This window comes from Rhodanobacter sp. FW510-R10, from assembly GCF_058781105.1.
The window spans coordinates 2,622,672-2,642,038 of the sequence record NZ_JBYSWL010000001.1; the positions used below are offsets into that span (position 1 = coordinate 2,622,672).

20 protein-coding genes are annotated in these 19,367 nt (G+C 64.7%); 10 read left to right on the forward strand and 10 right to left on the reverse strand.

Annotated features, from left to right (window positions below; genetic code table 11):
* Positions 1 to 162: 162 nt before the first annotated feature.
* From AC3WJB_RS11390 to AC3WJB_RS11405, 4 genes are all read right to left on the reverse strand, one after another.
* The gene (locus AC3WJB_RS11390; protein ID WP_027485207.1) at positions 163 to 732 is read right to left on the reverse strand and encodes a phosphatase PAP2 family protein; all 570 of its coding nucleotides are present in this window, start codon (positions 730 to 732) and stop codon (positions 163 to 165) included.
* Positions 729 to 1,352 carry a cation efflux transmembrane domain-containing protein gene (locus AC3WJB_RS11395; protein ID WP_027485208.1) on the reverse strand — a complete coding sequence of 208 codons (624 nt, stop codon included), beginning with the start codon at positions 1,350 to 1,352 and terminating at the stop codon, positions 729 to 731. Before AC3WJB_RS11395 ends, AC3WJB_RS11390 begins: the two co-directional genes overlap by 4 nt.
* Positions 1,353 to 1,364: 12 nt before the next feature.
* The gene (locus AC3WJB_RS11400) at positions 1,365 to 3,308 is read right to left on the reverse strand and encodes an FTR1 family protein (protein ID WP_492681603.1); all 1,944 of its coding nucleotides are present in this window, start codon (positions 3,306 to 3,308) and stop codon (positions 1,365 to 1,367) included.
* A gap of 85 nt (positions 3,309 to 3,393) precedes the next feature.
* Positions 3,394 to 3,960: a cation efflux transmembrane domain-containing protein gene (locus tag AC3WJB_RS11405; RefSeq protein ID WP_206370854.1), complete on the reverse strand. Its 567-nt coding sequence runs from the start codon at positions 3,958 to 3,960 to the stop codon at positions 3,394 to 3,396.
* 128 nt (positions 3,961 to 4,088) lie between these two features.
* Here AC3WJB_RS11405 and AC3WJB_RS11410 point away from each other — a divergent pair, with 128 nt between their 5' ends.
* On the forward strand, positions 4,089 to 4,475 hold the full coding sequence (locus tag AC3WJB_RS11410) for a MerR family transcriptional regulator (protein ID WP_027485211.1): 387 nt from the start codon (positions 4,089 to 4,091) through the stop codon (positions 4,473 to 4,475).
* Between the two features lie 18 nt (positions 4,476 to 4,493).
* Here AC3WJB_RS11410 and tnpC read toward each other — a convergent pair whose 3' ends face one another.
* On the reverse strand, positions 4,494 to 4,862 hold the full coding sequence (gene tnpC, locus AC3WJB_RS11415; protein WP_068205447.1) for a Tn3 family transposase post-transcriptional regulator TnpC: 369 nt from the start codon (positions 4,860 to 4,862) through the stop codon (positions 4,494 to 4,496).
* On the reverse strand, positions 4,843 to 7,863 hold the full coding sequence (locus tag AC3WJB_RS11420) for a Tn3 family transposase (RefSeq protein ID WP_063107840.1): 3,021 nt from the start codon (positions 7,861 to 7,863) through the stop codon (positions 4,843 to 4,845). The genes tnpC and AC3WJB_RS11420 overlap by 20 nt, the downstream gene beginning before the upstream one ends.
* Before the next feature lie 191 nt (positions 7,864 to 8,054).
* Here AC3WJB_RS11420 and AC3WJB_RS11425 point away from each other — a divergent pair, with 191 nt between their 5' ends.
* The 7 genes from AC3WJB_RS11425 to gspF all read left to right on the forward strand — a co-directional run bounded on the left by AC3WJB_RS11425 (position 8,055) and on the right by gspF (position 14,950).
* Complete coding sequence (locus AC3WJB_RS11425; protein ID WP_492681605.1) at positions 8,055 to 8,279, forward strand: hypothetical protein; 225 nt, start codon at positions 8,055 to 8,057, stop codon at positions 8,277 to 8,279.
* Positions 8,276 to 8,764 carry a type II secretion system protein GspM gene (gene gspM, locus AC3WJB_RS11430; RefSeq protein WP_492681607.1) on the forward strand — a complete coding sequence of 163 codons (489 nt, stop codon included), beginning with the start codon at positions 8,276 to 8,278 and terminating at the stop codon, positions 8,762 to 8,764. Before AC3WJB_RS11425 ends, gspM begins: the two co-directional genes overlap by 4 nt.
* Complete coding sequence (gene gspN / locus AC3WJB_RS11435) at positions 8,761 to 9,558, forward strand: type II secretion system protein N (RefSeq protein WP_492681609.1); 798 nt, start codon at positions 8,761 to 8,763, stop codon at positions 9,556 to 9,558. The genes gspM and gspN overlap by 4 nt, the downstream gene beginning before the upstream one ends.
* Before the next feature lie 79 nt (positions 9,559 to 9,637).
* Positions 9,638 to 10,108: a type II secretion system protein N gene (locus tag AC3WJB_RS11440; protein ID WP_492681611.1), complete on the forward strand. Its 471-nt coding sequence runs from the start codon at positions 9,638 to 9,640 to the stop codon at positions 10,106 to 10,108.
* 34 nt (positions 10,109 to 10,142) lie between these two features.
* Positions 10,143 to 12,245, forward strand: a complete 2,103-nt coding sequence (gspD, locus tag AC3WJB_RS11445; RefSeq protein WP_492681613.1) for a type II secretion system secretin GspD — start codon at positions 10,143 to 10,145, stop codon at positions 12,243 to 12,245.
* 7 nt (positions 12,246 to 12,252) lie between these two features.
* The gene (gspE, locus tag AC3WJB_RS11450; protein ID WP_492681615.1) at positions 12,253 to 13,728 is read left to right on the forward strand and encodes a type II secretion system ATPase GspE; all 1,476 of its coding nucleotides are present in this window, start codon (positions 12,253 to 12,255) and stop codon (positions 13,726 to 13,728) included.
* 16 nt (positions 13,729 to 13,744) lie between these two features.
* A complete protein-coding gene (gspF, locus tag AC3WJB_RS11455; protein WP_492681617.1) occupies positions 13,745 to 14,950 on the forward strand; it encodes a type II secretion system inner membrane protein GspF in 1,206 nt (401 codons plus the stop codon).
* Positions 14,951 to 15,019: 69 nt separating this feature from the next.
* On the opposite strand, the gene phbB is transcribed toward gspF, so the two are convergent.
* The 3 genes from phbB to AC3WJB_RS11470 form a co-directional block, all read right to left on the reverse strand.
* Complete coding sequence (gene phbB, locus AC3WJB_RS11460) at positions 15,020 to 15,781, reverse strand: acetoacetyl-CoA reductase (RefSeq protein WP_492681619.1); 762 nt, start codon at positions 15,779 to 15,781, stop codon at positions 15,020 to 15,022.
* A gap of 71 nt (positions 15,782 to 15,852) precedes the next feature.
* The gene (phaR, locus tag AC3WJB_RS11465) at positions 15,853 to 16,353 is read right to left on the reverse strand and encodes a polyhydroxyalkanoate synthesis repressor PhaR (RefSeq protein WP_492681621.1); all 501 of its coding nucleotides are present in this window, start codon (positions 16,351 to 16,353) and stop codon (positions 15,853 to 15,855) included.
* Between the two features lie 166 nt (positions 16,354 to 16,519).
* The gene (locus AC3WJB_RS11470) at positions 16,520 to 17,299 is read right to left on the reverse strand and encodes a TatD family hydrolase (RefSeq protein ID WP_492681623.1); all 780 of its coding nucleotides are present in this window, start codon (positions 17,297 to 17,299) and stop codon (positions 16,520 to 16,522) included.
* Between the two features lie 138 nt (positions 17,300 to 17,437).
* Between AC3WJB_RS11470 and AC3WJB_RS11475 the strand changes: the two genes are divergently transcribed.
* Positions 17,438 to 18,052 (forward strand): glycine zipper 2TM domain-containing protein, encoded by a 615-nt coding sequence (locus AC3WJB_RS11475; protein ID WP_492681625.1) that lies wholly within the window; start codon positions 17,438 to 17,440, stop codon positions 18,050 to 18,052.
* 46 nt (positions 18,053 to 18,098) lie between these two features.
* Positions 18,099 to 18,587 carry an outer membrane lipoprotein gene (locus AC3WJB_RS11480; protein WP_492681627.1) on the forward strand — a complete coding sequence of 163 codons (489 nt, stop codon included), beginning with the start codon at positions 18,099 to 18,101 and terminating at the stop codon, positions 18,585 to 18,587.
* A gap of 124 nt (positions 18,588 to 18,711) precedes the next feature.
* On the opposite strand, the gene AC3WJB_RS11485 is transcribed toward AC3WJB_RS11480, so the two are convergent.
* Complete coding sequence (locus tag AC3WJB_RS11485; RefSeq protein WP_492681629.1) at positions 18,712 to 19,146, reverse strand: cell wall hydrolase; 435 nt, start codon at positions 19,144 to 19,146, stop codon at positions 18,712 to 18,714.
* Between the last annotated feature and the right edge of the window lie 221 nt (positions 19,147 to 19,367).

Below are 19,367 nucleotides of genomic sequence, written 5' to 3' on the forward strand. Positions count from 1 at the left end.
GATGACTCCCCGTCGGCGTGGCGTGGCTGCGACGGGAACCGTCGTCCTGTCTCAAGCCTGCGCACGTCATTGTGCGTGCGATGCCGATGAACCTGGGCGATCGCGTGCGCCGCTGGCGACGCTGGCCACGGTGGAAGGCCGACAGTATGCGCGGCTACGTGGTCACCGCCGTTGGACGGCGTGGGGCTGGCTCGCAACCCCAGCCCAGCCACTCAGCATGGCCAGCCCACCTATCGCGAGGGCTCCCAGCATATCGCCGGGATAATGCACGCCCAGGTAGATGCGTGCCCATGCCATGAGCAGACCAAGCAGTGCGATCCCGATGCCCCAAACTCGGCTGCGTTGATTCAGCAACAGTATGCCGGCGACGACCCACTGCACGGTCAGGTGGTCGCTGGGAAAGCTGCCGGTCGCCGCATGGGAGACCCATGCTTGGCCGACACCGGCCACGAAGGGGCGCGCTCGATCCCAGACAGCGCCGATGACCAGATTCAGGAGTAGTGCCACGGCAGCGACACCCACCGCTTTCAGGGCGATCGAGCGCATCGACCACCGAGGAAACATCAGCATCGTCCCAAGGAGAGCAGCGGTCAGGATCAACGGCCCATCGGCCAGACCGCGCGCCAGATGCAGCATCGCGGGCGACGGCGGTGTAGACGGATGGATGGCGTGGAACAGTCGAAGGTCAACGGCATACACCACCGGGCCAAGCCCCAATGCCGGAGCGGTCATGGTTTGACGATCGATTCGCTGGCGGCAACCCGCGCTTCCTTCGCTTCGCGCAGAATGCCCAGCGCCTCCTTCAGTACATAGCAGGCGATGGCCGTACCGATCACCAGATCAGGCACCGCGCTGTGCCATAGAAGCACCAGCACACCGGAGACGATGACCGCCAAGTTCGCGAGGACATCGACCCGGGTAAATAGCCAAGTCGCTCGCAAATGCACCTCACCATGACGAAAGCGTTCCAGCAAGCGCAGCACCGTGGTGTTGACGACGAGAGCCACCAAGGCGATGCCCGTCATCCATAAGCCCTCGGGGTGGCTTCCCATCACAAGGCGCCACACGACACCGAGCAAGACGCCTAGCCCCAGCACCAAAAGCAGTGTTCCGCTCAGTTGTGCCGCCGAGGCCTTGAAGCTCGCGCTGCGCGCCCACGCCAGCAGGGCGATGCCGTAGGCACTCGCATCGGCCAGCATATCCAGCGAGTCGGCGATCAATCCCATCGACTGGGCGATCAGCCCCGCGACGATGCCGACCACGAACATCGTGGCATTGAGCCCCAAGGCGACGCGCAGAATTCGGCGTTCCGCTTCATTGGTCGCTTGCACGTGGCAGCCGCAGTCGCTCATGTCTTGTCGCCTTCAGTCTGCATCGGGGAGCACTTCCCGAGTCGTTGGAGGTGACGGGAGTCGTTGACGGCCACGACGGATATTGAACACGAATCCGACAGCCAGCAGCACCAAAATCGCCAACTGGGCCAACAAGGATTGCCAGGTCGGATAGATGCCCAGCAATTCGATATGCGGCACTGGCGCCACGCTCACCGCGACCCAGCCGGCCTCCTGCAGGGCGGCGATACCTTTGCCAGTCAGCGCGATGGCGAGCACGGCGATCAGCGCCGAACTGGCGGAGAAGAATGTGCCGATCGGCAGCCGCCGGCTGGTGCGCAGCAGCACCCAGGCGATTAGCCCCAGCACCGCGGCACCGGCGGCGATGCCGCTGAGCAGCCACACTTCCTGGCCGTCGTTCCACAACGCAGCGTAGAACAGGATGCTCTCGAACACCTCGCGGTACACCGAGATGAAGGCCAGTCCGAACAGGAACCACGCCGAACGTCGGTTGAGCGCGGCCGCCATCTTTTCCTTTAGATACGCCTGCCAGCGACCACCGATGCTCTTCTGGTGCATCCACAGACCGACCCCGAGCAACACGAACGCCGCAAACAGCGACGACAGTCCCTCGGTCAATTCACGACCGGCACCGCTGATGGAGATCGCATAGCTGGCGATCGCCCAGGTGATGCCACCGGCCACGAGCGCAAGGATCCAGCCCGCATGCACGTAGCGCAGCGCTTCGGGTCGCGCGGCCTTGCGTAGAAAAGCGAGCAGTGCGACCACGACCAGCAGGGCTTCCAGACCCTCGCGAACCAGGATGGTGAAGGCACCCAAGAAGATGGCGGCCGCATCGCTCGCCGCATCGGCGGTGACTTCCTGTGCGCGTACCAACAGACCATCAATGGCATCGGCCTGTTTCACCACCGACTCCACGGGAGTGTTACCCGACAATGCGCTGCGATAGGCACCCATCGACGTTTCGAGCTGGGCGCGCAGCGCGCTGTCACGTGCATTGAGTTGCGGTTCGACCGGTTCCACGCCATCGAGGTAGGCGGATAGCGCCAGCTGGGTGGCTTGCGTCTTCGCACCAGCACGGTAAGCCGTCAGGCTCGCCGCCAGTCGCGCCCGTGCCAGGGGGATGCCGGCCAAGGCCTGCTGCTGGATGACGTCAGGGTGAGCTCGCAAGTAACCCACGATCGTCCGAGCACGCTCTGCACCAAGAGTAGGTGTCAGCTGCGCAACACGCGCACGCGACAGCTCCTTCAGATCCGCGATCTGCGCTCGCGCGGCAGTGTCGTGTTGCCAGGTATCGGCACCGGCGACCGCTTCCTTGGCGTAAGCCAGCGAACCCACGTAGTACGCCAGCGCCCAGCGGTCATCGGAAGAGAGTTGCTGCGCGTAGCTCGCCATCGGCGTGCCTGCCACGCCCTGGCTGATCACCTCATACAACGACAGCGCGCTGCGTTGATCGGCCCGCGTCTGATCGGTGAAGTTCACCGGTCGGGGCGATAGCAGCAGGCCAGCGGGCCCGTCACCGTGTCCGGTGGCGCCATGACAAGCGGCGCACTGGTTTTGATAGAGCGTTGCCCCGCGCGCCAGATCGGGAGCGCGTTCCGGTGCGGTCGGCACCGGGTACGCCTGCAGCAACGCATCGGCCAGTGCATGCGCCTGCGTCGCCACCTGCGCGGGTGTCGCCTTGGCCTCGACCGAGGCCACCAACGTATCGGCTTGTTGCAATAGTGCCGGTGTGGCGACGGTCGGTGGCAACGCGGCGATACGCGATCGCGCTGTCGCCGTGAACTCCCGCATCTCGGCGTACTCGGACGTGCTGATCACAGCGCCATCCTTCACCGCGCCCGCGTAATCGGTCGCCAGGTAGTCGAGCATCTGCCAGGTCTGCGGGACGGCGGAAGGGATGTCCTCGGCCTGTGCCGGCAGCGCGCCTATGCCCCACACCAGAAGGGCGGCCACGGCGACGTGGTGCAAGATATTGCGAATGCGTGTCGTTATCATTGTTGAAGTATAGCCAGAGAGGGATTCGGTGGCAGCATGGCGTTCACTGGACGTGCGAGGGGTGCAAACGAAACTGCGGCCACGCGGATCTCAGGACCTCGACACCGGTTCGCGCGAAAAGCAACGCCAGCAAGGCGCCAAAAGCCAGATCGAGCCATGTCCAGCCGCTCCAGGCCATGAGTGCCGTGGTCAGCAAAACGCCGGCATTGCCGATGACGTCATTGCGCGAGCACAGCCAGACCGAGCGCATGTTGATGTCGTGCGAACGAAATCGGGTCAGCAACGCGAGGCAGGTGAGATTGGCGATGAGCGCGACACCGGCGGCGATCGCCATCACACCCGTCAAGGGCTCGGCACCCGTCACCAGCTTGCGGCCGACTTCGGCGATCACGATCCCCGCGAACAGCAGCTGGATGCCGCCTTTCACCAGAGCGGACCCCGCCCGCCACCGCAGGGCCTGTCCCACGGCCCAGAGACTGAGCGCATACACCAACGCATCGCCGAGACTGTCCAGGGAGTCTCCCTGCAGCGCGGTCGAATCAGCCCAAAGCCCCGCGCCGAATTCGCCCACGAAGATCGCCACGTTGATGAATAAGACCGTCCATAACACGCGACGCTGGGCCGCAGAGCGAGCCAACGCTTGACCGGTTGATTCACAGTCGCAACATGCCATCACTTGAACTCTTATGCGGTGTGCGGCGTAGACTAAAGTCCGTAGCTACTACGGAGTCAACCACCGTGCGCATTAGCGATCTGGCGAAAGCCACCGGCTGTCATCTGGAAACCGTACGCTACTACGAGCGCATCGGGTTGCTGCCGCCGCCGGAGCGGTCGACTGCGGGATACCGCAACTATCGCGATAGCGACGTCGAGCGTTTGCAGTTCATTGTGCGCAGCCGCGCGCTGGGTTTTAGCCTCGAAGAAATCCGTAGCCTACTCACGCTTGCCTCACGCACGGAACTGTCGTGCAAGCAGGTCGATGGCGTGGCACGAACGCATCTGGCACAGGTGGAAGCCAAGCAGCGCGAATTGGCGGCGCTGGCCGCCGAGCTGCGGGGCATGATCGAAACGTGCCATCACGACACGCGAGCAACCTGCACCATCTTGCAATCGCTGGCAGGGTAGATGGTCTGCATTCCTCCATTAGCCATCGTCAGGGGTCAGCGTCAGAAGTGGCCGTATCCGTTGTCGGATGGTCAGGAGCAAGGCGCTCATGCTCTCCAGCTCGGCCTCAATGTCTGCCGCCAACTCGGTGATGGTTTCATCGACGCTCGTCGCGGATAAGGCTCCCCCGTTGATCAGGGTGTGCGCCATCCCATGCAACCGGAGAAGATCGGCGCGTAATTCGTCCGGATCGACCAGGACCGCGCGAACGGTGTCGAGATCATCGACCGCACGCAACAGGTGAGTCGTATCAAAGGTCGCGCGCAATTTTTGAAGTCCTATGACGTCGACACCCCCGCGGGGCGACGCGGCGTCGATCCGCCCCGTGCTATTCGATCGCTGGGTCATTCGCTTGCTCCGTTGCTAGGGTCGTCGCCCGCGCGGCTTTGGCGGCATCCTTGAACAGGCGGTCACGAATCCACGGTTCGGGCGGTCGCTTCAAGTCAAGGCGATAGTCACCAAACCGTTTGACGCCGCCGGTCAGATAGGGTGAGAAAAAGGCCACGTCGTGTCCCGACACCGCGAGACCTTCATCAGCAAGCTTTTGAAGGGCGCGCATCATGTCCACGGTGTTCTGCAAGATCACGGCCGAGGCGATCAGATCGTTATACCGAAGACGCTTCTGTTGCTCGTCTGGATCGTTCTCGGCGATCACGTCGCCGCCGAACGAAAAGAACTTCGCGAAGCCGTTGTACGACTCGATCTTATTGGTCTCGGCCGTGACCTCTTGGCGCAAGGGCAAACTACCGATCCAGTTCAACAAAAAGACGGTGCGGTGGGCGCGCCCGAGCTCCTGCGCCGCCAGAAAAAGGCGGTTGCGTTGGCTGCTCGCACCGAGCCGGCGCAGAAGCATCGGGGAGGCGATCCTGCCCGCCTGGATCGAGATAGCAATCTGCAGGAGATCCTTCCAGTGGGTCTCGATCAACGTCCAGTCGATTGCGCCATGAAAGAGCGAGTCGATGTGCTTGTAGTGGGTCTGCTTGTCGGCACGGAAGAAATCGAGATCCTTCCAGTTGCGTATCCGCGGCAACAGATTGATACCGAGCAGGTACGTGAACGCAAACACGGTGGCCGACTGGCCCTGCGTGTCCGAGTACACGGTGTCGGGTTCGACCGACAGCTTGGCTTGCATCAGGCCTTCGATGACGTAGACGGCCTCCCAGATACCCGGCGGGATAAAGTGCCGAAAGGTCGCGATGTAGTTATTCGCGACATGACGATAGGCCACCGCACCCATCTTGCGGTACCGAAAGTGATAGCCCGCCAACAAGTTCTGATCGTAGAAGTCATATTGCGTGCCATCGGCCGCGACGCTCTTGCCGTCACCCCAGAGCCGCGGAAGATCGAGGCGCAGATAGAGCTCAGCCAGTTCGCGAGTGGCGGCTTCGAGCTTTTCGACGGTGACGTGCCGGCGGTTGACCCGCGAAATCATATGCGGGCTGACCTCGCCGACGAAATGGCGCGCGGCTTGGTTGGGCCCCAGGTTGCACCCCATAGCGAAGACCGTTTGCAGATAACGCTCGGTGGCCTGTTTGATCTTCGGCTCGTGCCCCGATATCGGGCCAAAATGCCGCGTGAAGTGCGTCCAGTGCTCGATGTTGGCCAGAATATCCAGGAGGTTCCGCGTGGGGAGTTCACGGCCGAGTGCACTCTGCAGGGCAATCACCGACGCCGGGATATCCCGCGCCTGGACGCGACGCAGCACCGGCTCGCCATCGGCACCGATCGCCACATCTCCCTTGAGTTCGGGAAACGCGGCGTCGATGCGTGCCGCCGTGTCGGTCAACCGTTGTTTCAGCTCGCTGACGCATGCCGCCGCTGAGGGTGGAATATCGACCTTGGCGCAAAAATCGGCGAGGCGCGCTTCGCACTCCGCCCATGGCAGCAAGTGCTCTCGGACGTCGGCGAAGGCCTCCGATCCCACCACACAGGTATCACCGGATTTGAGCTCGCTGGCCAGGTGCGAGAAAACACACATTTCGAGGTAGCGACGATTGACGGACGGGCCATCGTCAGAGCGCATGATGAGCTTGCGCCACCGTTCCGAGCAAAATTGCAGATTCACCGCGTCGGAAACCCATTCGGCTTTGCGACCTTCGTTGGCCAGCACGATGGCCAACGCTTCCATGAGCGATTGGTTCTGCGTCGACGAGACGAAATCAAGCGTGCGCGCAAGCCGCATCAACACTGCACGATGACTGCTGAAGAAACGCCAGAGCAATGGCAGGTGATTGCTACCGCCCGATAGACGAATCGCCGCACAGTCTTCGCGTAACCCCTCCAAATTGCCGTCCGGCGTCAGCAGTGCGCGGATGCGACGTCCGGCAGCAGGGTCTTCCTTTTCCTCCGCGAGGATCGCCAGGACATCGTCCAGTTTCGCGACGAGCTGTTCGGCCATCGCACGTTGGTGCATCTGAATCGCGGTGAGTTCTTCCTTGGCGCGTTTGTGCAGCGTACTCACGCGGCGAATGAACATTTCCGCGAGATCGTCGCGTGCGCGAACCCGCATGCGGTGAATCAGTGCGAGCATCAGGGCGTATCGCCGGCTAGGTACTGTGCGTTTGAGGTCATCCGCATCGAGCAAAGCGGCTTGGTGGGCGAGGTGCCGGATCTTGTTCACGGGGGCATCGCGGAGTGAATCATCCACGTCGCCCAGTGTCTTCAGCCACGCCAACTGATCGAGAACGGCTTCGAGGTGCTTTTTGGTCGCCCGCTTGGGGATGGCCTTGATCGCCTGGAAAGCCGACTGCCGCTGGGCGAAGTCGGTGGCCAACAGACTGTCCAAAAAATCCCGACGTTCGGTCGTCAGACCCGCGCTGACGCTGTCATACAGGCGCTCTTGCGCAGTCACGGCCGCGGCTTCGGCGATCCTGTCCAGCGTGGAGAACGCCGGCAGCTCGTACCGGCGATAGATCAGCTCTTCGATCGTTGCATTGATGACGTCAACACGCTGGTCCATGACTTCGGACGCTTCATACGCTGCACGCACGGCAATGCGTTGTGCTTCCTTGCCGTAGTAGCGTTGGATGTCGAGATAGGTACGGACGGCCGCGAAATGCCGATAGAGGGTCTTGGAGCCCCGATAGTCAGCCGCCGTGGCTGGCTTCAGGTTCAACACCGTCCGAATGTGGCCGATGATCTCAGCCGGCACGCTCTCCAAGGCAAGAAAGTAATGCAACTGCTGAAACGTCTTGAGCAGCACGATCAAGCCCAAGCGGCCCGCATCGCTACGAGCAAAGCCCGAAGCCCATTCCACTTCGTCCGCATCGGGGGTGTAATACCGGAGCAGGTCGCGTGTCGTGATCACACGAGGAAACCGCGGGTACGCGGTGCGCTCAAGATTCGCCATGGCCACCATCCGAGAGAGAGGGTGGCTTTGAGCTTAACGAACGATGGTGACCAAGACCAACCGCGAACACGATTTTGTTGCAGTGTCACACAGTTGCAGCACGCTATGACCCAATTTTACCCGTATCCGGGCACGACCCCACGCAGGCCCGGCATGCCGTCGACCGGCCGGACGCCGGCGACTTCCCGGTCATGCTCGGCCAGGTGGGTACGGCACTGGCTGGGGTGCCGACCGCGGCGCTGCATGCGTCGTCCTATGCCGACGGCCGCATGACGCTGGAACTCACCGTCCCCGACGACGCGCTGGCACGGCAAATTCAAGCTCGTTTGACCCGGGCCGGGTTGGACGTGGAGGTCGCGTCGGGTGCACGTCGCGCCGCGCGCGGCGCGCTCACGCTTACGCTGCGACCACGATGAGACAGGTAGGGCGCCCCTGGTGGTCGTCGCGCTCCACGCAGGAGCGCCGGGTGCTCGCCGCGGCGGGACTGTGTCTTGGGCTCGTGCTGTCCGGGTGGCTGCTGCAGACGACGCTGCGCGCGCGCCAGCGGCTGCTGCCGGCAGTCGCCGAGCTGCAGGCCACCGCACTACGCCAGGGCGCGCAAGCCGACGAAATCCTGCGCCTGCGCACGCTGCCGGTGCCGTCGTCCTCGACGACGGAGTTGCGCCAGTTGGTGCAGGGCCTGGTCGATGCCAGCGGGCTGGGCCAGTCGCTGGTCAGCATCGAGCCGGTCGGCGCGCAACAGGTGAAACTGGTCTTCGGCAGCGTCGCGTTTGCCGACTGGCTCGCCTGGGTCGACGTCATGCGCGCGCAGCACCTGCGTTTTGTCGCGGTGCGGATCGAATCCCGGTCCGCGCCCGGCGAGGTGGGTGTGACCGCCACCCTCGAGCGGCCACACCGATGATGCGCCAACTGACGTGGCGCAACATGCTCACGCACGGCGGGGTGGTGTTGGGTGCCTGGCTGTTGTGCCTGATCGTGTTGGTACCGGCCACGTTCATCGATGTCGGCCTGCGCCATGCGACGACCGGGCACGTCCGGCTGGCGCAGGCACATGGCACGCTGTGGTCCGGCAGCGGGCGGCTCGAGCTGCGTGACCCGCGCGGGCCGGGCGGCGTGGGCATGGATCTCGCGTGGACGCTGCAAGTACGCGCCTTGCTGCGTGGACAGCTCGACTACATGCTGACGCTCGGACAGGCTGCCACACGCTTTCCACTGCACGTTTCGGCGCGACGTGTCGAGTTCGCCAACGTCGAGTTCTCACTGCCAGCCAGGGCGTTGGGCATTGCCGTGCCGCGCATCGCGCCACTCGACCTGCGCGGCGAATTGAGGTTCCACATCGCGAAGTTCGCGCGTGCCGCCGGCGTGGCGACCGCCGCGGCCACGGTGACCTGGCAAGACGCCGGTTCCGCGCTGACTCCCGTCGCACCGCTCGGCAGCTACGTACTACGCCTCGATGCCGCGGATGGATCGGCGAGCGCGACCTTGGGTAGCCGCAGCGGTCCCTTGCGACTCGACGGCCACGGTACGCGGCGCGGCAACGGCCCCTGGGTGCTTTCCGCCACCGCGCGGATCGACGCCACGCACCGTGCACAACTGTCTCCGTTGCTGCGCCTGGTCGCCATCGACCGTGGCAACGGCGAGTTCGCGCTGCAATTCACTTCGCCACTTGGCGGCGTGCCCGCCGCCACGCGGTGAACGGCCTTGGTCAAACCCCGACATGGGAACCCAACGCTTCCCGCGACCATCCAACCTGTGCACAAGGGGGTGAAGCCACATGCCGTCCAGACGATCCAAACTCGCGCATACGGCGGTCGCCTCCTTGTCGCAAACCGCAGCGCTGGCCGTGCTTGGCGGCGTGCTGGCATATTGGACCTGGGCCTGGTGCGCGCCATCCGTCGTGCCGCCGATCGTAGACATGGCGACGCCGACCGCCCAGTTGACTGCTGCGCGCAACCTGTTTGGCCAGGCACCGGGCAATGCCCATGCAGCCGCGCCGAGCGCGCTGGCGATCACCTTGCTCGGGGTCATGGCCGCCCGGCCTCCGGATTCCGGTTATGCGCTGCTGCGGCTCGACGCCGGGAAGACCCGGCTGGTGCGTGCCGGCGACAATCTCGCGCCGGGCATCCGGGTCGAGCAGGTGCTGCCACAAGAAGTGATCCTGCAGCGCCACGGCGTGCGCGAGACGCTGGCCTGGCCGCAGCCGGCCAAGGCTTCCGTCACGTCGCCAGGCGTTCCCGCCCGATGAAATCCCATTGACCGTGTTCGCCGTGCCAATCCGCATGAAATACCCCTGGCTCCAAGCGGTCGTCGTCGCCATGGCGCTGTTCGGCGCCTGCCTGCCGCCGGTGCGCGCGACTGTGCCGGCGGCCCCGCAAAGTCCGGTGCAAGCCGGCACGGTCACGCTCAATTTCGTCAACGCGGACGTAGAAGGCGTGGTGAAGGCGATGGCGGAAATCACCGGCAAGAACTTCGTCATCGATCCACGCGTCAAGGGCACGGTCAACATCATCTCGGCCCAGCCGGTCGCGCGCGCCGCCGTGTACCCCGTGTTCCTGTCGGCGCTGCGCCTGCAGGGGTTCACCGCGGTCGAGGACCACGACCTGGTGAAGATCCTGCCGGAAGCCGACGCCAAACTGCATCGCAATGTCGTGTCTGGGCAATCTGCGGCGGGTGACGGCCTGCAGACCCGGGTATTCACCCTGGCGCACCAGTCGGCGGTGCAACTGCTGCCGACGCTGCGCCCCCTGGTGGCACCGAACAACACGATCACTGCGATGCCGGACAGCAACACGCTGGTGATCACCGATTACGCGAGCAACCTCGAACGGCTGGCGGGCATCATCTCCGCGGTCGACCAGCCGGAGGGAGCTGGCGTGGCGATGATCGTCCTGCACCACGCATCTGCGCTGGACGCGGCGCGCACCATCAACAGCTTGTTTGCGTCCCGGTCGTCGGGAGTGCAGGCGTTGCAAGGCGTGGACCCGACCCGGCAGATTGCGGTCATTGCCGATGCACGTTCCAACAGCCTGCTGGTGCGTGTCGCCGACCCGGCGCGACTCGGGCAGATACGGCAGTTTGCGGCCATGCTCGACTCGCCGACCAGCGCCGCCGGCAACGTACACGTCGTCTACCTGAAGAACGCCGATGCGGTCGATCTCGCGCGAACCCTGCGTGGCATCTACTCGGGCACCACGATGTCACCCGCACAGGCGTCCGCCGCGCGCGTGACGGCAGACGCCGGGGCATTGACCACGAACGCCGGCGCCGCCGGCAGTGTGCAGGTGCCAAGCGCGGACAACAGCCTGCAGGCATCCAGCGACACGACCGTACCGTCCATGGCCGCAACCGGACCAGGGATCATCCAGGCCGATCCTGCCACCAACTCGATCATCATCACTGCGCCGGATGCGGTCTACAACAACCTGCGTGCTGTGGTGGAAAAGCTCGATGCGCGGCGCCTGCAGGTTTATGTCGAAGCGCTGATCGTCGAACTCACGGCCACCAAGGCGGGCGAGTTCGGCATCCAGTGGCAGGACCTGAGCGGCCTCGACAAGTCGGGTACCCAGGTGTTTGGCGGCACGAACTTCGGCGGCGTCGGACAGAATATCCTGAGCATTGCGCAGAATCCGGCCGGGGTAGGATCCGGGCTGAACATCGGCACGATCCACGGCACCGTGTCGATTGGCGGCGTGCAGATCCTGAACCTGGGCGTGCTCGCACGCGCACTGGAAACCGACAACAACGCCAACATCCTGTCCACTCCGACCCTGCTTACGCTGGACAACGAAGAAGCGAAGATCGTGGTCGGCCAGAACGTCCCGTTCATCACCGGCCAGTACGCGGTATCTGGTGCGGCAACCACGCCCTCGCCGTTCCAGACGATCGAGCGCAAGGACGTCGGCCTGACCCTGAAAATCCGGCCACAAGTCTCCGAAGGCGGCACCGTGCGCCTGCAGATTTTCCAGGAAGTATCGAGTGTGGCCGACGCGAACAATCCGGCGGGTGTCATCACCAACACGCGCTCGATCGAGTCGACGGTCCTGGTCGACGACGGGCAGATTATCGTGCTCGGCGGCCTCATCCAGGATGCGGTCAACGGCGGCGTGTCCCAGGTGCCGGTGTTGGGCCATATCCCGTTGCTGGGAGGGTTGTTCCGCTACAACAGCCATTCGCGCACGAAGACCAACTTGATGGTGTTCCTGCGTCCAACCATCCTGCGCGATGCGCAGCACGCCGATACGTTGACCGGCGAACGCTACGATTACATCCGTGGCCAGCAGATCCATGCCGAACCGGTGCGCGGTGCGGCGCACCGCGACGATCCGCTGCCGCAGTTGCCGAAGTTGCCGGCCGCTCCGGCCGCCGTGAACCAGCCGCGGTGACGGCGCCGTGCTGAGCAAGCCGCCCGTGCCGTACGCGTTCGCCAAGACCAACGGCGTGGCCGTCACCGGCCTCGGCGAGGGCGTCGCCGAGGTCGTCGTGTGCGACGACGCGGCGGCAGGCGCACTGGCGGAACTTCGGCGCGCGCTGGGCGTGCCGATCCGTGCGCGGCGCGTCAGCGCCGGCGAGTTCAATGAGCACATCGCCGGCTTGTACAACGGCGCGGGCGAAGGTGCGGCGGCGCTGGCCGATGACTTGGCGCAGGATCTGGACCTGTCCCGCCTGCTGCAGGAAATACCCCGGGTCGAGGATCTGCTGGACAGCCAGAACGACGCGCCCCTGATCCGCCTGATCAACGCCTTGCTGACCCAGGCGCTGCGTGAAGGCGCTTCGGACATCCACATCGAGCCGTTCGAATCGCGCTCGGTCGTGCGCTTGCGTATCGACGGCACGCTGCGCGACCTGATCGAACCGGCCCGGGCGCTGCACACGGCAATCGTCTCGCGCATAAAAATCATGGCGCAACTGGACATTGCCGAGAAGCGCCTGCCACAGGATGGGCGCATCGCGCTGCGCGCGGCGGGCAAGCCGATCGATGTGCGTGTATCGACGATTCCGACCGGCCACGGCGAGCGGGTCGTGCTGCGCCTGCTGGACAAGCAGGCTGGACGGCTCGACCTGTCGAACCTGGGCATGGACCAGGCCACGCTCGCGCAGATGGACGCGCTGATCCGCGAGCCGCACGGCATCATCCTGATGACAGGTCCCACCGGGTCCGGCAAGACCACCACGCTGTACGCTGCGCTGTCGCGCCTGGATCCGAAGGCGCTGAACATCATGACCGTCGAGGACCCGATCGAGTACGACCTCGACGGCATCAACCAGACGCAGACCAACAACCGCCTCGACATGAGTTTCGCGCGCGCATTGCGCACCATCCTGCGCCAGGACCCGGACGTGATCATGATTGGCGAAATCCGCGACCTGGAAAGTGCGGAGATTGCGATCCAGGCCAGCCTGACCGGGCACCTCGTATTGAGCACGTTGCATACCAACGATGCGGTCAGCGCGGTTACACGCCTGGTCGACATGGGCGTGGAACCGTTCCTGTTGGCGTCCAGCCTGATCGGCATCGGCGCCCAGCGGCTGGTACGCAAACTCTGTCTGGAATGTCGGGCGCCATTGGCGCCCGATGCCGCACAGTGCCACCGCCTCGGCCTGACGTCCGTGTCGGGCCACTTCCACGCACCGCGCGGCTGTGGCGCATGCAACCGCACCGGCTACAAGGGCCGCACTGGCATCTACGAATTGCTCACGGTCAACGACGAATCGCGGCGGCTCATTCACGACCGCGTCGACGAACAAATGCTGCGCCGGCACGCCACCGCGTGTGGCATGGGTTCACTGCGCGAGGACGGCATGCGGCTTGCCGCCGCCGGCACGGTGAGCCTCGAAGAAGTGCTGCGCGTCACGCGCCCGCACTGACGAAGGCAATGCATCTATGGAGGCATTCCGCTATCAGGCTCTCGACATGGGCGGACGCGTCAGGTCTGGACTGGTGCAGGCCGATTCCCCACGCCATGCGCGTGCCCAGCTGCGCACGCAAGGCTTGTATCCGGAACGCGTCGATCCCGTGCGCAACCGCGAACGCGTCGCACGGCCATGGTCGCGCGACATCCCCGCCGGCGAGCTGAGCCTGCTGACGCGGCAACTGGCCACCTTGCTTGCCTCTGGCCTGACCATGGAGCAGGCATTGACCGCGTTGGGCGAGGCAGTTTCGGCACCGAAGACGCGCGAAGTGCTCGGCGGCGTGAAGGCCGAAATCACCGGCGGCCTCTCGCTCGCCGCCGCGCTCGGCGTCTATGGCCGGGACTTCCCCGACTATTACCGAGCACTGGTGCGCGGCGGCGAGGAATCCGGTGCCCTACCGAGCGTGCTGCAACACCTCGCCGATTACCTGGACACGCGCCGCGCGTTGCGGCAAAAAACCAGCCTGGCGTTGCTGTACCCGGCGCTGGTCACGTTCGTGGCGGTCTGCGTGGTGACCGGCCTGCTGGTCTACGTCGTGCCGCAGATCGTGCAGGTCTTCCAGCAATCGCGACAAAGCCTGCCGCTGCTCACCCGCGGACTGATTGCGGTATCCGCTGCCCTGCGCAGTGCCGGGCCCTGGCTGGTCGGTATCGGCATCTGCGCCGCGACCGGTGCACGTATGGCACTGCGCCACGAGCGCTACAGGCGGCGCTGGCACGCCGCGTTGCTGCGCCTGCCTTGGCTGGGGCCGGTCATCCGCGGGGTAAACACGTCGCGCTTCGCCAGCACGCTGGCGATCCTGGTCGGCGGTGGCGTGCCGTTGCTGGCGGCCCTCGATTACGGCGCGCAGGCGATGTCCAACCGGGTCATGCAGGGTGGCATCAAGGCTGCCATCGAGCGCGTACGCGAAGGCGAGAGCCTGGCCCGCGCGCTCGGCGCGATGCGTATCTTTCCGCCGCTCATGCTGCACCTGATCGGCAGCGGCGAAGCGAGTGGAAAGTTGCAGCATATGCTCGAACGCGCTGCGCAACTGGAGACGCAGACACTGGAACGCCGCCTGGCGGTCCTGCTGACCTTGCTCGAACCCATGATGATCCTGCTCATGGGCGGCGTCGTGCTGGTGATCGTCCTTGCCATCCTGCTGCCGATCATGGAGATCAACCAGTTGGTTCAGTAAGACGCCCGCCGGCGCGGGTCCAATGCACGGTTCCAGCGCATGCAGCCGGTAAATGGTGGCAAGGATCCGTCAAAAGCTCATGAAATAGCCGCCGTTGACGGGCAGGTTTGCGCCGGTGATGTAGCCGGCACTGTCGGCAGCCAGGAAGGTCACGGCGCGGGCGATGTCCGCCGGCCGCCCCAGGCGCCCGACCGGGATGGCGGCGATGATCTGCGCGCGGATATCAGCGGGCACCGCTGCGACCATCGGCGTGTCGCAATAACCCGGCGACACCGTGTTCACGGTGACGCCTTTGCGGGCGGTTTCCCTCGCCAGTGCCATGGTGAAACCGTGGACGCCGGCCTTGGCCGCCGAATAGTTGGTCTGGCCAAACTGGCCGGTCTGGCCGTTGACCGAGCTGATGTTGACGATGCGCCCGAAGCCGCGCGAGAGCATGCCCTCGATCACGTTGCGGCACATGTTGAACACGCCGTCCAGGTTCACCTGAAGCAGCTCGTGCCATTGCTCCGGGGTCATCTTGCGCAGGCTGGCGTCACGGGTGATGCCAGCGGCGTTGACCAGGATATCGATGCTGCCGTGGCGCTGTTCCAGCCGCCGGCTGAGTTGCGCACAAGCGTCGAAATCGCTGACGTCCGCGGCTTCGAAGCCAATGGCCCCACCGAGATCGGCGACCTCGGTGCGGAACGCGGCGACGCGCCCGGCGCGTGCGGCGAGGTCGACCGCAGTGACGTGGCATCCGGCGCCGGCCAGTTGGCGGCAGATTTCAGTACCGAGTCCGCCGATGCCGCCGGTCACGACGGCATGACGTGGTGTCGCCGAAAGATCGCTCATGTGATCACGGTTCAATGGGGGAGTGTGCTGATGGGGTCGGCCGCGACGGCGCGGCGGCCCGGCAGGGCCGCTCAACGCGTCTTCTTGGCGCCCTGGCCTTTGCCGGCGGGCGACGTCGGCGCCAACTTGGCCGCCTGCTCCAGCGCATTGCGCTGCATGGCGTTCCACGCGTCCATGTTGCGCGCGGTGAGCTCGTTCAGGGTCGTCCAGGGGGTCTGGCCCATCAGGCTTTCCAACTGGTTGCGAAATTGGCTCTGCTGGTCGAGGAAGAGCTGCAGGCTGCGCTCCAGATAAGGTCCCATGAACCCCTGCAATGAATTGCCGTAAAACCGGATGATCTGGCTCAGCAGCCGAGGCGAGAGCATGGGCTGAGCTTCACTCTCATGCTCGGAAATGATCTGCAGCAGCACCGACCGGGTCAGGTCATCGCCGCTCTTGGCATCGCGCACCTCGAAAGGCTCGTCATCGAGCACCAATTGGCGGATTTCCTCGAGGGTGATGTAGCTGGAAATCTCCGTGTCATACAGGCGCCGATTCGGGTATTTCTTGATGATGCGCATGTGTTCGCTCATCGCGTTAAATTAGCAGAACATATTGCGCTGCACCAGAGGCGGTGCGGCCTTTGCTGCGCAGCAAATCCTTACCCAGCGGCCTTTGCAGGCATCGTCGCGCCTCGTGCATGCTGCATGCCGGCAGAGCTGGCGTCCACGGCGCCGGACACTGCACGCGGGGTCACATTCACCCCTGCTTTGCGCCCAGGCCAAACACGCGGTGGGCGTTGGCCGTGGTGGTGGTGGCAAGCATGGCCAGCGATTCTCCGCGCAACTCGGCGATGCAGTGGGCGATGCTTGCCACCCGCGCTGGCTCGTTGCGCTGGCCGCGGATCCCGGCGTCCGGCTGGTCGGGCGCGTCGCTTTCCAGCAGCAGGAATTCGCCAGGCATGGTGGCCACGATCTGGCGCAACCGTCGCGCGCGCGGGTAGGTGACCGGGCCACCAATGCCAAGGCAAAAGCCCAGCTCCCAGAGGCGCGAGGCTTGCTGCTGGCTGCCGGAAAAGCTGTGCACCACGCCCCGTAGCCCGCCGATGTCGCGCAAAGTCAGGATGGCTTCCTCAAAAGCGGCACGCGCATGCACGATGACCGGGAGTCCGCGCTCGCGGGCAAGTCGCAGTTGGGCCTGAAAAAAACGACGCTGGCGGTCGCGATCGGTGTCCTCGTCGTGGAAGTCCAGGCCGATTTCGCCAATCGCGACCGCGTCGCCGGCTTCGAGCCATGCAGACAAGGCCTGCACATCGCTGGGCGCATGGTGGTCAACGAACAGCGGGTGCAGCCCGTAGGCCGCATGCAAGCGGCGGTCTCCGGCGCACAAGTGGCGGATGCCGGCCCAACCATTCCGCTCGACCGCAGGAATGATGAGCGTGTCGACGCCCTGCGCCTCCGCCAGCGCCAGCACTTGCGCCCGGTCGGCGTTGAAGTCCCTATGGTCGAGGTGGACGTGGCTGTCGACAATGGCGTGCATGGACGGTGGCGGCCTGCGTGGACGGAAGTCGGGCAGATGATCTAGCTTTGATTCAGTCGCATGAGGGTTCAATGGGGGCACGACGACAGCTTGGGTTCCGCCAAGCCCGTCACGGTCGCACACACAAGGGAGATGCTGATGAACAGAATGCTGGTCAGTGCATTGAACATGGGGATTGCCATGGCGCTCACCGTGGGGATCTCGGGTTGCAACCGCGATGCCGACGCCGGTATCTCCGGCAACATCGCGCCACCATCTTCGGGCACGGTCGCCGACCTGTCCGGGGCTGCACCGGGGGCGGCACCGTCGGCCCAGTATGCCAAGGTGGTCAGTGTGACGCCGGTCCGCCAGGCGACGAAGGTGCCCAAGCAGGTCTGTCGTGAAGAGACGGTGACACAGGCACCGTCACGCGACCAACACAACGTCGTCGGCACGGCCATCGGCGCCGTCGCCGGCGGTTTGCTTGGCAACCAGATCGGCGGCGGCAAGGGCAAGACCCTGGCCACGGTGGCCGGTGCGGTGGGCGGCGGTTACGCCGGCAACCGCATCGAGGAACATCGCCGCCAGGCAAATACGACGTCCAGCGTCCAGCAGCACTGCGAAACGATCGAAGTGGCCGGGCCGGACAAGATCGTCGGCTACGACGTCGCCTACGTCTACAACGGCGTCACCCGTACCGTGCGCATGGACCACGACCCGGGCGATCGGGTGCAGGTGCAACAAGACGTCAGCGTGGTTCCGGTATCGCGCTGAGCGAACAGCGGATTCCGCTGATCATCCCACTGAAGGAGAATCACGCATGCACATGACGACAGGCAAATTCGCAATGGCCGCCGCTTTTTCAGGGGCCCTGGCCTTGGCCGGTTGTGCTACCCAGCCCTATGGCAACAGTGGCCGCTACGACCAGGGCTACTACGGGCAGTCCAGCCAGTACGGCACGGTACGCTGCGCCAACTGCGGCGTGGTGCAGGAAGTCCAGCAGGTGTACCTCGACAGCGACAGTGGCAGCGGCGGCACCTTGGGTGCGATCGTTGGCGCCGTGGCCGGTGGCCTGCTGGGCAACACGATCGGCAAGGGTGACGGACGCAAGGCGGCAACCGTGGGCGGTGCCGTTGCTGGCGGCGTGGTTGGCAACCAGGTCGGCAAGCGCAATTCGGGCGGCACCGCCTGGCGCATCGTGGTGCGGCGTGACGACGGCCAATACGTGACCGTCACGCAGCGCGAGAATCCCGGCGTGCGCAGCGGTGACTACGTCGAGATCCGCAACGACCACGTCTACGTACGTTGATCGTGCGTGTTTGCGGTGGACGGCCAGCCGTCCATGACGGCTGACGCAAGTCCCAGCCCGGAAATGCAACAGGCCGCCCTTGGGCGGCCTGTTGCATTTACTGCGATGGCGTAGGGATGACGGCTCAGTTCACGACGTAGAAGGCGTGATCACCAATCGTCACGCTCGGGCGTTTGTACGACCAGTCGGGCACCACGGCGAGCGTGGCAAAGTGGTCGGCATGCGGTACCAGAATGTGGCGCTGCGCAACGGGTAGAGTCCAGTTGCGGATCGATCGCCCGGAAACCGTCCAGGCCTGCTGGAACGCCTCCAGGTCGCTGATGGGAAACGAACCAGGAGTGGTCGTGGTGGCGAATTGGTGCGGTGCTGTCACCACCTGGCACAGGGTTTGCCCCCAGTTGCCGCGGTCACGACGGCGCAAGGCGACTTCAGCCACGGCCGCCTGGCCGTTCGTGCTCTCGCCACGGGCCTCCAAGTAGACCGTGGTAGCCAAGCATGCGTGCTCGGCCATGGGTTGGGGCATCAGCGTCGTAAGCCACAACAAGATGGACAGGTTCATTGCGTTGCCTCCAGTTGGCTGAACGCACGGGCGATGAGTACCGGTGTGTCAGGCGGCGGTCGGGCTAACGGGCCGTTCCGCCTGGATGGGTCAATTCCGCGCAAAACAGTGCAACAACTGCTCGACCACGGGCCGTGGCGAAAACGGTGATGCGGCACCGGTGTATGAGGTTTTGATTGAGCTCCTATGTGCAGCGTCTGCTGCACCTGCCAAGACACTGC